This is a genomic window from Arthrobacter sp. NicSoilB11 (assembly GCF_019977375.1).
Classification (GTDB): domain Bacteria; phylum Actinomycetota; class Actinomycetes; order Actinomycetales; family Micrococcaceae; genus Arthrobacter.
Genome location: NZ_AP024659.1, coordinates 110,776 through 124,612 on the forward strand (window position 1 = coordinate 110,776; position 13,837 = coordinate 124,612).

Genomic DNA, 13,837 nt, shown 5'->3' on the forward strand with positions numbered 1-13,837 from the left:
GTGACTCACGCACATACGTCCGCGGCCCGTGCCCTGGCAGAGACCCTGACACTCGAGCAACAGGTGGGTCTGCTTCTGCACCCCATCATCATCCTTGACGAGGCGGGCGACCCGGATGCCTCCTCAGGATTCGGCGGCCCAACACTCCGCCAATTGATCGAGGACTACGGCATCAGGTTCTTTTGCCTTGGCAGTATTCCCGACCCTGCTTCCACAGCCAAGGTCCTGGCCCGGCTGCAGGACATCGCGCGGGGCAGCGGGTCACGGCTTCCGCTTGTGTTTTCGACAGATCCCCGCCATTCGTTTATGCAGAATGACGGGGCCGCGCACCGTGCCGCCGGCGTCTCCCAATGGCCTGAAAACTTGGGCCTGGGCGCCATAGGCGACACTGAGCTGGTCCGCACCTACGCCGACATCCTGCGCAAGGATTACCTCGCGATGGGCATCAGAATGGCGTTGCATCCACAGGTCGACCTGAGTACCGAGCCGCGCTGGGCACGGCAGGCACAAAGCTTCGGCGCGGATCCTGCCCGGACCACCGAGCTGCTCCTGGCCTTCCTTGAAGGGCTGCAGGGTCCGGCCCTCGGGCCGGAAGGCATCGCCGCCACCGTGAAGCACTTTCCCGGGGGAGGACCTCAGCTCGCCGGCGAGGACCCGCACTTCCCCTATGGCCGCGAGCAGGTGTATCCCGGAGGCAGATTCGAAGAACACCTCGCGCCATTCCGCGCTGCCATCGAAGCGGGCGCAGCAGCGATCATGCCGTACTACGGCATGCCCATCGACCTGACCGTGGACGGGGAACCCATCGAGCCTGTCGGATTCGCGTTCAATCGCCAGATCATCACAAACCTCCTGCGGGAGAAGCTTGGCTACGACGGCGTCGTCCTGAGCGACTTCGGACTGGTGACCGACATCGAGATCGCCGGCAAGCCCTTCCCCGCCTGCGCATGGGGTGTAGAGCATCTCTCACCGCTCGAACGAGTCGGACGCCTCTTCAACGCGGGGGTGGATCAGCTCGGGGGTGAGCTGGACGCTCCGCTTATCCTGCGCGCTGTAGCCGAAGGGCTCGTGAGCCCCGAACGGGTGAAGGTCTCCGCGACGCGGCTGGTAAAAATGATGCTCGACCTTGGCCTCATCGACAACGAAACGGACACCAGGACCTCAGCGGCGCTGCTCCCGCTTCCACAAGACGTGTCCTTGGGAAAACAAGCCCAAGCCCGGGCAGTGACAGTGCTGACAAACGGAAGTGACGACCTTCCCGTCCTGCCCCTTGCCGGGCCCCGCAAGGTGCACCTGGTCAACCTGTCCGAGGAAGCCCTTCCGGCCGGGTGGTCCGCCGTGGACGCGGACACGGCTGAAGTGGCCATTGTTCGCGTATCCGCCCCGTACGAACATCGTGACCGATACTTTCTCGAGGCCGGGATGCAGCAGGGCTCGCTCGACTTCCCGGAAGAGGAAGTTCAGCGAATCGCCGCTTTGGGACGGCGTCTTCCCACAATCCTCGTTGTGACATTGAACCGCCCGGCGATCCTGACACCACTGGTGGATGCTGTCGATGCGCTCTTGGTGGAATTCGGCATCGCAGATGACGTTCTCCTGGAAGTCCTGACAGGTGTGCGTGCCGCAGAAGGCCAACTGCCGTTCGAGTTGCCCAGGAGTATGGCAGCGGTCGAAGCCAGCAACCCGGACGTGGCAAATGACACGGCGGACCCGTTGTTCCCGGCAGGGTGGGGACTATCGCTTTCCAGCCGTAACCCAAAGCTGAGCAAAGCAGGAGCACAATGACCGGGAGCGGACTGCAACTAAGTGCCGAATACCGGCGGGACAGTTCGTGGGTGGCAACACCGAGGCCGCGCCTGAGTTGGGTCTTCACCCAGGCGCCGCCAGGTTGGTCCCAGGCCGCAGCCGAACTGCGTCTCAACGACGACCGGATGGAGCAGATCAACGGACCCCTGAACGTGTTCGTCGGCTGGCCTTTTGAGGACCTCGTAGCCCGTGAAACATACCAGGTGCAGGTTCGGCTCCAAGGCACAGATGGGATCTGGACCGCTTGGAGCGACCCACTGGATATCCGGCTGGGTACACTCGGCCCGGGGGAGTGGCAGGCCCGTTTCAGCGCACTGACCGCACCACGTCAAGAGGCCCAACCCTTTATTATCCGCCACCGGTTCCTGCTTGACCGGAAGCCAGCACGGGCCACCTTGTACTGGTCAGCCCTTGGTGCGGTAAAAGCCCGGATTGATGGAGTCGAGGTTGACGACTCTGTTCTGGCACCGGGCTGGACGAGCTATGCAGACAGGGTGCTCCATGAGACAACAGATGTAACTGCCCTGCTGGAGCCTGGATGGCGCACTATCGGGCTCGAAGTCACAGGCGGCTGGTATACAGAGGTTTACGGCTTTGCCGACGAGGCCCGTCGGGTCTACGGAGAGCAACCCTGCGCCGCGGCACAGCTGCACCTGCTGTTCGACGACGGGTCAGAAGAAATCATTGCCTCGGGTGATGACTGGGAGACGACTGAGGGTGGCGAAGTGGTCGCCTCCGGCATATACGAAGGCGAAACCATTGACCACCGCCGAAGCCTCCGCTGGTGGGACCCTCAGGAGGGTGACTGGGAGGCTGCCGCCGTCGCACCCGATCAGCCGGTTCCCGTCGCCCGCATGAATGAGCCCGTCCGGCGGGTAGACACCTTGGCGCCCGTAAAGGTGTCATCCTCCGCCGCCGGCACCATCCTCGATTTTGGTCAGAACCTCGTTGGACGACTTCGCATCGAGGTCCAAGGTGAGCCCGGCACAAGGATCGAGATCCGTCACGCCGAGGTCCTGGAAGACGGGGAACTTGCAACCCGGCCGTTGCGCCGGGCGGCGGCGACGGACACGTTTATTCTCTCCGGTACCGGAACCGAGGTGTTCGAACCCGTTGGTACTTTCCATGGCTTCAGATACGCAGAGATATCAGGGTACCCAGGAGAAGTGGACCCTGAGCGGGTGCAAGCCATTGTGCTTCAAAGCGACCTGCGCCGCACCGGTTGGCTGGAAACCTCCAATCCGCTCCTGAACCAGCTTCACGAAAACATTGTCTGGAGCATGCGGGGGAACTTCCTCAGCCTGCCCACGGATTGCCCGCAGCGTGACGAACGACTCGGATGGACTGGAGACGTGCAAATATTCGCTCCGACCGCTGCGACACTCTTCGACTGCAACGGCTTCCTCGCCAACTGGCTCGTCGACCTCCGCGCCGAACAGGATAGGGCTGGCGGCGTCGTTCCAAACATTGTTCCCAACGTTTTTGGTTTCGCTTGGCCTGCCGCGGCATGGGGAGATGCCGCAACCGTGATCCCGACCGTGCTGGCCGAACGGTTCGCCGACGATGACCTGCTCACCAAGTCCCTGGACAGTATGAAGGCGTGGGTCTCATCCGAGCTGGCAGCGGCGGGAGGTCCGGGGCTCTGGGAAACGACCCTCCAGTTTGGTGACTGGCTCGACCCCGACGCACCCGCTGACATGGCCGGTGCGGCCAAAACGCAGCCCGGACTGGTGGCAACCGCGTACCTGTACCGCTCGCTTGACCTCCTATCCAAGGCAGCGGCGCACCTCGGCGAGGACGAATCTGCAGCCCGTGCCCGTGAGTCAGCCGATGACGTCCGGGCAGCGTTCGCAGCCGCCTACCTCACCAGTGAAGGCCGGCTGGTCTCGGACGCCCCGACTGCCTATGCCTTGGCCCTGCAGTTCGGCCTGATCCAGGGCCTGTCCACACGGGAAGCTCTCGCACGTCGTCTCGCACACGTCATAAAAAGGGATGCTTACCATATCTCAACCGGGTTCATTGGTACCCCATTGGTACTCGACGCGCTCACAGACTTCGGGTACGACAGCCATGCAGCAGCACTCCTGCTCCAAACCCGCTGCCCATCCTGGCTCTACCCCGTCACCATGGGCGCCACAACCGTATGGGAACGCTGGGACTCAATGCTCCCCGACGGATCAGTCAACCCAGGCGAAATGACCTCATTCAACCACTACGCGCTGGGGGCAGTAGCCGACTGGATGTATCGACGTCTGGCAGGAATTGCCCCCGCAGCCCCGGGCTACTCGCTTATCCGCTTCGCCCCCATCGCTCTTCCTGGCCTGGACCACGCCACAGCAACCGTGGACACCCCCGCGGGCCGTGTCGAAGGAGGCTGGCGGCGTGAAAAGGGAGCCATCCTTTGGAAGCTAACCGTGCCCGCCCACGCGACCGCCGCGGTGCGCCTGCCAGGGCTCGAACTCGAAGTCGGGCCTGGCGTCCACGAATGGACCACCACCGAACCCACACGGACGACCGCCGCCTCCGTGCACATGTGGTCACCAGTGTCCGAGGTCGTAGACAACCCGGAGGCGTTCGCAACTGTCATGAAGGTACTCGCCAGCCACGACGGCCACCTCGCCGAAATGGTCCGCCGGCGCACCGACTGGACCTTAAGCACGCCCTTGCAGATCGCGCTGTTTTCGGTACCACCCCACGTGATCAATCAAATCGCGAAAGAGTTGGACGCCTGACCTGAGCGGTTCTAAGCCCTTTCGCCACGGAGACTAACCCCTTGAACTTCCTCCTTCCATCACCCTTGACCCCGAAAAGAGCAGGAATGACTAAATCTTTTCCCCGTCGTCCGGACATTGCCGTCACCAGCAGTGGTACCAGACCTTCCCTCCGCAGCCATGCAAAATCCACCCGCCGCATCCAGGAACTGGTGGCGGGGCTGTGAACGGAAGGTACCCCACCGCCGTCGACGTGGCGATCGTTGGCAGCGGCCCCACCGCCTCCGCGTACGCAAGAATCCTCAGTGAGGAAGCTCCCGGTGCCACCATCGCCATGTTTGAAGTGGGCCCCACCGTCAGCAACCCGCCGGGAGCACACGTCAAAAACATTCAGGACCCGGACCGCCGCAGCTTGGCCCAGCGAGCATCGGAAGGACCCGGAGCGGGCGCTGAAACGGTGAACTCACCCGGTGCAGTTAAGAGTGGACAACGCCGGGCCCGGCCGGGAACCTACCTGCTGCAGGACGGCTACGCCTTCCCGGGCGAGGACGGCATGCCCGTCGCGGCCATGTCCAGCAATGTGGGCGGCATGGCCGCCCACTGGACCGCCGCCTGCCCCCGCCCTGGCGGCAAGGAGCGCATCCCGTTCCTGCCGGACCTGGAAGAACTCCTTAACGAGGCCGACCGCCTTTTGGGCGTCACCACGCACGCTTTCGATGGCGCCCCCTTCTCGGACCTGGTCCGCGAACGCCTCGCCGGGGTAGTGGATCAGGGCCGAAAGCCTGCCTTCCGCGTCCAGCCCATGCCCCTTGCTGTACACCGGCGGCAGGATGGCGGCCTCGTATGGTCCGGCTCCGACGTCGTGATGGGGGAGGCCACCCGCGATAATCCGCATTTTGAACTGTTTGATGAATCGCTGGTGACCCGTGTGCTGGTGGAGGACGGCGCCGCTGCCGGCATCGAAGTGCAGGACCGCCGCAGCGGTGACACCTATCAGGTGGCCGCCCGTTACGTTGTGGTGGGGGCGGACGCCCTGCGCACACCGCAGCTGCTGTGGGCTTCCGGGATCCGGCCAGGCGCCCTGGGCCGCTACCTCAACGACCAGGCGCAGGTGGTGTTCGCGAGCAGGCTCCGCGATGTCCAGCCCGAGGACGCGCCGGCGGCGGCCAATGGTGCCCTCAGTGAGCAGAGCGGAGTGGCCTGGGTTCCCTACACGGACGAGGCGCCCTTCCACGGCCAGATCATGCAGCTGGATGCTTCCCCGGTTCCCCTGGCCGACGATGATCCCATCGTCCCGGGCTCCATCGTGGGGCTGGGCCTGTTCTGCGCGAAGGACCTGCAGCGCGAGGACCGGGTGGCGTTCGACGACGATGCCCGCGACTCCTACGGCATGCCCGCCATGCGCATCCACTACCGCCTCACCGCGCGGGACCACGAGGTACTGGAGCGCGCCAGGCAGGAAATCGTCCGCCTGGGCAAGGCTGTGGGCGAACCGATCGATGAGCGCCCGTTTGTAATGCCGCCCGGGGCGTCGCTGCACTACCAGGGCACCACGCGCATGGGGGAGACGGACGACGGCGAGAGTGTCTGTTCACCCGACAGCCAGGTGTGGCAGGTCCCCGGCCTCTTTGTGGCCGGCAACGGCGTCATCCCCACCGCCACAGCATGCAACCCCACCCTGACATCCGTAGCAATCGCCGTGCGCGCAGCACGTTGCATTTCCAAGGAACTCGAGACGCCATTGGCCGTTTCGGGATCAATTGCACCATCACAACAGACAAGGAGGTCTCGATGATCGCCGACCGCATGATCGAGCAGGGAACACTGACCACCCAGGACGGCCGCACCGCCGTCGAAGTCCGGATCCCCTGGTACCGCGCGCTTCCGGGCTCATGCATCGCCGGGGCAGCACTGACGGTTGACGGCGTTGCCGCGCCGGAGGACACGCTGCGCTGGACCATGAACAACCGCACGTTCAGCTTTGCAGAGCTCGTGGATGAAACCGGCGAGTGGTGGTACCCGCTGGACTCGGCCGTCCTTTCCGGCGACCTTCCCGTCCGGGATGACAACGCAGAGCACGAGGTCCGGGTGGACCTGAAGCTCTACATCCCCTACATCATCACCGACCACGGCGTGCTGCACATCGAAGAGCACGACACCAAGACCATGAAGGTGGCACAGCGATGACCAGCCTCGGCACGCCGATCCAGGGCGTCACCCTATACAGCTTCACCCGGGCTTTCCACGCCCGGCAGTACGACCTCGACGGCCTCATCCGCAAGGTGGCGGCCGAAGGTTTCGGCCCGGGCCTTGAGGTTATCGGGTTCTCCAGCCTGCGCGGCTTCCCGGACCGCATCGATGACACCTTTGTGGGCCAGTTCCGCGACCTGGTGGCCGAGGTGGACCTCGTGCCCACCTCGCTGGCAGTCAACGTTGATACCGGCATCCGGCGGGACCGGCTGATGAACCACGACGAGCTGGTCGAATACATGCGCAAGCAGATCGAGGTGGCCGCCAGGCTCGGCTTCCCGATCGCCCGCGTGCAGATCTCGCTGACCCCCGACGCCATGGAAAGCCTGCTGCCCGTGGCCGAGAAGTACGGTGTGACCCTTGCCCTCGAAGTCCATGCGGACCAGCACGGCGCGCACGAACGGGTCCTCGCGCTGCGTGACCGCTACGAGAAGCTCGATTCCCCGCTGCTCGGCTTCACTGCCGACTGGGGCGCCACCGTCACCGGTTTTGCCTCCTCGCTGCTGGAGGCCTACCGCCGTCGTGGTGCTTCGGAGGACCTGCTCCGGCAGGTGGTTGAGCTGTGGGACGGCTTCTATGCCGAAGGACCGCCCAACAACCAGAAGGTCCATGGCGAACGTTTCGGCGCCTTCATTGGCCTCGCTGCCCGGAACGGCCGGCCGGACCTGGGCATCGACTTTGGCATCAACGGAACGGGACTTTTCGGCCCTGCACCCCTGGACACCTGGCTGGAAATCATGCCGTGGGTCCGCCACGTGCACGGCAAGTTCTTCGGCATCGACGAAAACGGCGAAGAGCCCTCGGTGCCGGTACGCGGCCTCGTCCGGCAACTCGTGGAAAACGGCTACTCCGGTGCCATCTCCAGTGAATACGAAGGCTGGCACTGGAACAACTGGCAGGACCCGTTCGAGATCATCCGCGGCGAGCAGGCCGTCCAGCGCTCAGCAGCGGCCAATGCCGGTTCCGCCATGATCACCGAGGCAACGGAAGCCCGCCGCATCCTCAGCAGCCACCTCGCCCAGCCCGTCCGCGGCTGACAACGAAGGAAACAACACATGTCACAAGGACTGACGGGGCAACCCGTTAACTCCAGCTTTCGTGCCCAGGCTGGAGTCTTGAGGCTGGAATGATCCGTTGGGGGCCTGATGGGCGCTGCCCACCCCAAGGCGGGACCGCGCCCGGCTATGGCCGTCGTCCTGGGCCGGAACGCTGGCGCGGTGGCGCGCCGGGCAAAAGTGGGGCTGGGCTGCGGTCGCCTTCTAGTTAAAGCGCCGATAATGGAGATTCTGTAAGGCTGAGGTTCGATGGCGGGGGAGTGGCCAGGGTCTCCGGAAGCGAGCGGCGTCGGCTGCAAGAATGGCCTGCATGGAGAACATTTCTACCACCATGGGCCGGACATCGGGGTGGATGCTGGAGGTTCGCGTCGAGCTGGTCGACAGTAACCCAAAAATATGGCGCCAACTGGAGGTCCGCGGCTCATTGAGCCTGGACCGGGTCCACCAGATCCTGCAAACTGCCTTTGGCTGGGAGGACATGCACCTGCACAGGTTCACAGCCGATGACTCGTTCGCGCCGCTGCGGCCGGTGGATGGTCAGATTCCAGAGACGCTGCAATGGCTTCCCCGGCGGGAGTGCGACGAACCGGATGACAGGCCAGAGGAAGACTTGGCCCTTGCGCAGCTGCTGGCGCTGGGCGGTGGCGCGGCCTTTTACGAATACGACTTCGGCGACAGCTGGCTGCACCGGCTTGAGCTGGTGACGCGGCGCCCCGCAGCCGACGGCACTCCGGCGGCCCGCGTGCTCGACGGTGCCCGCCGCGGCCCGCTGGAAGACTCGGGAGGATTCCCGGGGTACGAAGAACTCCTCGAGGCATTGGCCGACCCGGCTCATCCAGACCACACAGAGCACACCGAGTGGGCCGCAGAGACCACCGGCACGGATGAACCATTTGACCCCGTCTTCCTGGACATCCCGGCGTTGAACCAGGCGCTGGCAGCACAGGTGATTAGTGACTGAGATTTTCGCCCGTAGGCTGTGGTTGTGAGGGTAGCGAAATCGGATGTCATCGCCGGGCTGCCGGCCGACTTGGCCCGCGCGATCGTCCGCCGGTTCAGGGGCCGGGAAATGACCGACGTGGGTGTGGCAGACCTCCTCGACGGCACCGGGCATCAACCAGGGACGGTGCTGGCCCAATTGGAAGCTGCCGGATACATGGAGAGGGTCGAGACCGACGCCGCCGGGGACATCTGGTGGGACACGACCATCCAGGGCAACGCTCTGGCGATGGCAAGCTTCGGGAAACCGATCAGCCGGAAAACCGCCGACCGCCTGGTGTCGGAACTGCTGGAGCGGGCACGCGCCTACAACGCCGACCCGGCCAAGCCTCTGTTCATCGACACGTTGCGGGTTTTCGGCAGCTACCTCAACCCTCAGATCGACCCGCTGGGCGACGTCGACCTCGAACTCACCTACGGCAGAAGGATCACCGACCCTACGCTCGTCGCAGCCTATGCCAAAGCAAGCGGCCGGTCGTTCAACACCTACGTGGACCGGCTGCTGTGGCCGTATACGGAGCTGGTCCAGCACCTGAAGAACCGGTCGGCGTTCATCAGCATCACGACCGAGAACATTGCCTTGCTCACCGACCACTCAGAAATCATCTACAGCATCGACACCGACCCGGCAGCCGCGCCGCCGCCGGCCGACAGAACCCTCACCGGCCGCTAAAACCGGGCATTTTTAGGCCTCTCCCCCAGCAATTTTAAAGAGCCGATATCGGATCTTACGTAAAGCTGGAGCTGGGAAGGGGCAGAGGCGGGCCCTCCCCGGGCTCAGGAAAAGTTGTGTATTGCCCCGGCCCAGCGCGGACCGGAGACGGCCCGGCGGACCGCACGGGCGCGCCCATGGAAATCGATTTTGGGAACCCGTTGGGAGCCCGCCGGAGCAGGCGGGTCATTGTAGGCTCGATGTCCGATAGCGCTGAGGGTCGTACAGGAATCGGTAATCAGTCCCATGCCGGCGTACTCGCGGACGGCGGCGATCCCTGCCACGGCGTCGGTCTTGGTCGTGAAGGGTCTGGATACGGCCATTACGGTGCCGTCCGGTGCTGTCAGACGGAACCTGAAAGCTGATTGTGCGTCGATAAACAGTTCGAACATTCCTGCCATTGCGATCCTTTCGGTCTGCGGGACCTCGTGGCTGCACCTTCGCAGCCGGCGGGCGCCAAGCATCGTTGCCAGCGCTTTTCGTGGTGTATCCCGCTCCAAATTTTTCATCAACTCAGCATGCGTCCCCCGAGTCTTGCCCAGGGACGCCCGCGGACGCAAGCCTCGCGTGGCATCCAGGGCGAATTGATGTCCTGCTCTCGGTCCCATTCCAGGGGGCGGCTTCCCCGCATTCTAGGCGTGGGCAGCTGGCATGGAACCAAGCCGGGCCTCCGCTTGCTCCAGCAGCATGGGGGAAGCGGCAGTCAGAGCCTCTACGTCGCACTGCAGGGCCGTTGCATGTACCCGCGCGGACGTGAAATTCCTGGCCCCGACCAGTGGCAGGATGATCGCGCAGCGCTCGGCAATGTGCTTTGCGCCAGCCATGGACGATGCAGTGTGCAAACTACGGACAGCATTAGCTGAGCCCGCGGGGTCCTCCTCGGCCAGAGTGGCGAGGATCCGGGACACTCGAGCCTGCTGCAGGCTGAAAAAGTCGCTGAGGAATTGCAGGGCCAGGGCAGGGCCCTGCGTATCCTCGGCAATGTTCCACAGGCTTTGCAGGTCGAGAGCCGACATATCGCCGGTGACACCCGGCAACGAAGCGGCCGAGTCAGCGTCCCGTGGGCCCATCGCCTCAGCAGCTCCGGGTCGTTCTAAACGCAATATATTGACGGTGGTTCTCAAACGGATCCTCAAAGATTACGAGCGCCGCCAACGGAACCCGAGCCCCGTTACTGGCCAGGCGCTCTGCATGACCTGACCAAGACACTCTTCCTGAAAAGGATCAAGCGGGTGCTTCCTGCGGATCAAGATTTCCTCAAGATGCACGCCTGAAAATGAGTCTCCACTGCCAATTTGTTGGAGCGAAGCTTTTGATGAATCATAGGTTTCGGCGGAGGATGCGCCGCGCGGAAAGTGTTGTTTTCCAAACCCAGCCGGGATCCCATCCCGCCCGTCTTTCATCACAAACTGTTAGGTCGCCAGCTACCGCCGCGGCCCAACGAAGCCGCCTCCGCAGAGCCTGAAACCAAGCAGGCAAGCCGAGCACGCATTCATCGGCTCCAAGCTGACCCAGGGGCCCACAAGCCCCCTGAGGGCGGCGAGATGGCACACCAAACAGCACAACCAAAATCTGTTGCAGCGCGCCCGTCGGCGGCTCCCAGGGTTTTGAAGATCCACCACTCTTCCGGCAACCAGCCCAGCCAAAAGCTTTGCCGCCACTCTTACATTGGACAAAGGAGACCAACAATGTTCACCCACGACACCATCATCATCGAAGCCCACGACCGCGCATCCAGAGATCTGCAGCTTGAAGAAGCCACCCGCCTGCTCAGCGAGAAGGCAACGGACCGCGGCATACTAATCACCCGACACAGCTTCAGGTCATTCACTGCCACCCTAAGCACCGGCGTTGAATACGGACTCATCCAGGAATTGGATCTGCTCTAAAAGCCCTGCCCCTCCCCGAACGGCTCACTGCCGGCAGTGAGTCACCAGCAGTGGCAGGGGTCAGGGAACGACGAAAAGTCCTCGGCGTCGGGAAGGTTGCGGGAGCCGTCCCGAGGTTGTCAGCCTTCGCACTCGATGCAGTAAGGCTGGCCGTTGCGTTCGACGGCGAGCTGGGACCGGTGCCGGACGAGGAAGCAGGATGCGCAGGTGAACTCGTCCTTGCCCTGCGGGATGACCTGGACGATGAGTTCCTCGGAGACGATTTCCCCGCCGGGCGTCAGCCCTTCGTCGTCGGCCACGTCCAGTTCGGTGACGACGCTGCGGGCATCAGGAGCGCTGGCCGACTTCAACGCCTCGAGGGACCGGTCCTGGGATTCCTTGACGTCGGAACGGACTTCGTCGTAATCGGTAGCCACGGTAGGCGGTGCTCATTTCAGTCTTTGACCGGGTCTTTCCCGACCAGAGAGCAACGTACACCATGGCAGGGTTGTTCCCCTGCCGGACGTGCGTTCCTTGGCAATTAGTCGTCAGGCGGTTTTGGACAGACCCGTGTCTTGACCTCTGCGCTGGTGGGGTCGACACTCGTTCTCACACCGCGAGGATTGGAGGCCGTCGTGAATGGTCAGCGCATCGGCTACGTGCGGGTGAGCACCGTGGACCAAAATGAGCTGCGCCAGCTTGATGGCCAGGTCCTGGACCGGACGTTCACCGACAAGGCCTCCGGCCGGGACACCGCAAGGCCGCAGCTGACCGAGTTGCTGCGGTTCGTCCGCGACGGGGACACCGTGGTCGTGCACAGCATGGACCGGCTCGCCCGCAACCTCGATGACCTTCGCGCCCTGGTCCAAGGGCTCACCCGGCGCGGGGTCCGGGTGGAGTTCCTCAAAGAACAGCTCGTCTTCACCGGCGAGGACTCCCCCATGGCCAACCTCATGCTCTCCGTCATGGGCGCCTTCGCCGAATTCGAACGCTCACTGATCAGGGAACGCCAGCGCGAAGGCATCGCGCTGGCCAGACAACGCGGCGCCTACAAAGGACGGAAAAAGACTCTGACACCCGAGCGTGCGGCCGAACTGGTCCAGCGAGCCGGCACCGGCATCCCTAAAGTCGTACTGGCCCGCGATTACGGAATCAGCAGGGAAACGGTCTACCAGTACCTCCGCCAAGCGGCGCTGAAGTAAACCCCTCCCCTGCCCGGCGCTCCCACACAACCCCAAGGTTCACCCTGCAGTGTTGTCCACGGAACTCCGGCCAACCGCTATTTGGCCGGAGTTTCGCCAATTCCAGTGCCTTCGGCCGGCGCCGGCATCGCCTGCCCACTGTCACTGAGGGGTCAGCGTGCGAACGGCGGAACGGAGCATACTGAGCTCTAGCGCTCCCCACTCCCCCGGCCCTACAGAACGTCCATTATCGGCACTTTGGCCCCGCATGTAGAAGTGGCCCAAATTAGGAGTCCGCCCTCTGCCTCATCACCTGAAGCACGGCGAAATTTGGAAGCACAGTGCTCTGCTGCTGGCAACGAGCGCGTACGTGATGGCTTGGCCGCGTAGTGTTTGATTGCGGATACATGACGGTTGGTCCAGGTGAAGAGTTAGGAGGCGCGGCTGTGGCAGGAGCAGCGACGCACCCGGAGGTGAACGGCTCCGGCTCGAACCCGCCCCAGCGGCGGATGACTATTAAAGAAGTCGCACAAATGGCAGGCGTTTCATACGGAACCGTCTCCCGAGTTCTTAACGGCCATCCCGAAGTCAACGAGTCTACCCGGCAGCGGGTATTGCAGATCATTAAGGATGTTGGGTATCGCCGCAATAGGGCCGCTACCACTCTTGTGACCAGTCGCTCGACATCCATCGGCATCGTAACCGATGGGTCCCCGCGTTTTGGGCCGGTCGGAACGCTTCTGGCGCTGGAGAACGTAGCCAGGGAAAAGGGATACTCAACCACTGTAGCTTCCGTCCGACCCCCGTACGAGGAATCGATCCCAAACGCGCTCAACACCTTGGAAGACCTCGGAGTCGACGGCATAATTGTCATCGCGCCGCTGGTGTCCATGGCTGCTGCCGTTTGGCGCGCAACACGTCGGGTGCCTCTTGAAATGGTGGCAGCGGGTGTTTCTTCCACTCCTGATGTCTTCACTTACTCTGAAAATCAAGAACTCGGGGCCCGGCTGGCAACTCAGCACCTCATTGACCTCGGACACACAGACATCGCCCACATCGCAGGTTCCATGGAGTGGTTTGACGGGCGCGTGCGAAAGCGCGGGTGGGAAGCAGCGCTCAAGGACGCCGGCCGAACTGCACAGGCAAGACTTGCCACTGCTGGGATACGCACTGGGCGAGAGTCCGCTCAATTCCGTTTTCTCTCCTCGGGAAATCTTGTGCAAACCTCTTCAATTGCACGGAGTACGTAAAAACC

13 protein-coding genes are annotated in these 13,837 nt (G+C 63.4%); 10 read left to right on the forward strand and 3 right to left on the reverse strand.

What is annotated here, in order from left to right; genetic code table 11:
• The 7 genes from LDO14_RS21215 (at nucleotide 1) to LDO14_RS21245 (ending at nucleotide 9,494) form a co-directional block, all read left to right on the forward strand.
• On the forward strand, nucleotides 1-1,785 hold the full coding sequence (locus LDO14_RS21215) for a glycoside hydrolase family 3 N-terminal domain-containing protein (RefSeq protein WP_223995448.1): 1,785 nt from the start codon (nucleotides 1-3) through the stop codon (nucleotides 1,783-1,785).
• 50 nt (nucleotides 1,786-1,835) lie between these two features.
• Nucleotides 1,836-4,538 (forward strand): alpha-L-rhamnosidase, encoded by a 2,703-nt coding sequence (locus tag LDO14_RS21220; protein WP_223995450.1) that lies wholly within the window; start codon nucleotides 1,836-1,838, stop codon nucleotides 4,536-4,538.
• A gap of 202 nt (nucleotides 4,539-4,740) precedes the next feature.
• The gene (locus tag LDO14_RS21225; RefSeq protein WP_223995452.1) at nucleotides 4,741-6,312 is read left to right on the forward strand and encodes a GMC oxidoreductase; all 1,572 of its coding nucleotides are present in this window, start codon (nucleotides 4,741-4,743) and stop codon (nucleotides 6,310-6,312) included.
• Nucleotides 6,309-6,704, forward strand: coding sequence for a DUF6379 domain-containing protein (locus LDO14_RS21230; protein ID WP_223995454.1), 396 nt, complete (start codon nucleotides 6,309-6,311; stop codon nucleotides 6,702-6,704). Before LDO14_RS21225 ends, LDO14_RS21230 begins: the two co-directional genes overlap by 4 nt.
• The gene (locus LDO14_RS21235) at nucleotides 6,701-7,804 is read left to right on the forward strand and encodes a sugar phosphate isomerase/epimerase (RefSeq protein WP_223995456.1); all 1,104 of its coding nucleotides are present in this window, start codon (nucleotides 6,701-6,703) and stop codon (nucleotides 7,802-7,804) included. The genes LDO14_RS21230 and LDO14_RS21235 overlap by 4 nt, the downstream gene beginning before the upstream one ends.
• 328 nt (nucleotides 7,805-8,132) lie before the next feature.
• Nucleotides 8,133-8,783, forward strand: a complete 651-nt coding sequence (locus LDO14_RS21240; RefSeq protein WP_223995458.1) for a plasmid pRiA4b ORF-3 family protein — start codon at nucleotides 8,133-8,135, stop codon at nucleotides 8,781-8,783.
• A gap of 24 nt (nucleotides 8,784-8,807) precedes the next feature.
• On the forward strand, nucleotides 8,808-9,494 hold the full coding sequence (locus LDO14_RS21245) for a hypothetical protein (RefSeq protein ID WP_223995460.1): 687 nt from the start codon (nucleotides 8,808-8,810) through the stop codon (nucleotides 9,492-9,494).
• A 104-nt stretch (nucleotides 9,495-9,598) separates the two neighbouring features.
• Here LDO14_RS21245 and LDO14_RS21250 read toward each other — a convergent pair whose 3' ends face one another.
• Together LDO14_RS21250 and LDO14_RS21255 are read right to left on the reverse strand one after the other, a co-directional pair.
• Nucleotides 9,599-9,934, reverse strand: a complete 336-nt coding sequence (locus LDO14_RS21250; protein ID WP_159630067.1) for a DUF1508 domain-containing protein — start codon at nucleotides 9,932-9,934, stop codon at nucleotides 9,599-9,601.
• Nucleotides 9,935-10,165: 231 nt separating this feature from the next.
• Nucleotides 10,166-10,657: an Hpt domain-containing protein gene (locus tag LDO14_RS21255; RefSeq protein ID WP_159630065.1), complete on the reverse strand. Its 492-nt coding sequence runs from the start codon at nucleotides 10,655-10,657 to the stop codon at nucleotides 10,166-10,168.
• Nucleotides 10,658-11,221: 564 nt separating this feature from the next.
• On the opposite strand from LDO14_RS21255, the gene LDO14_RS21260 reads away from it, so the two are divergent.
• Nucleotides 11,222-11,422 carry a hypothetical protein gene (locus tag LDO14_RS21260; RefSeq protein WP_159630063.1) on the forward strand — a complete coding sequence of 67 codons (201 nt, stop codon included), beginning with the start codon at nucleotides 11,222-11,224 and terminating at the stop codon, nucleotides 11,420-11,422.
• 119 nt (nucleotides 11,423-11,541) lie between these two features.
• Here the strand turns inward: LDO14_RS21260 and LDO14_RS21265 are convergent, their stop codons facing one another.
• A complete protein-coding gene (locus LDO14_RS21265) occupies nucleotides 11,542-11,838 on the reverse strand; it encodes a DUF4193 domain-containing protein (protein WP_159630061.1) in 297 nt (98 codons plus the stop codon).
• A 198-nt stretch (nucleotides 11,839-12,036) separates the two neighbouring features.
• Between LDO14_RS21265 and LDO14_RS21270 the strand changes: the two genes are divergently transcribed.
• Both LDO14_RS21270 and LDO14_RS21275 read left to right on the forward strand, forming a co-directional pair.
• The gene (locus LDO14_RS21270; RefSeq protein ID WP_159630059.1) at nucleotides 12,037-12,603 is read left to right on the forward strand and encodes a recombinase family protein; all 567 of its coding nucleotides are present in this window, start codon (nucleotides 12,037-12,039) and stop codon (nucleotides 12,601-12,603) included.
• A gap of 488 nt (nucleotides 12,604-13,091) precedes the next feature.
• A complete protein-coding gene (locus tag LDO14_RS21275) occupies nucleotides 13,092-13,832 on the forward strand; it encodes a LacI family DNA-binding transcriptional regulator (RefSeq protein WP_223995462.1) in 741 nt (246 codons plus the stop codon).
• Nucleotides 13,833-13,837 lie beyond the last annotated feature (5 nt).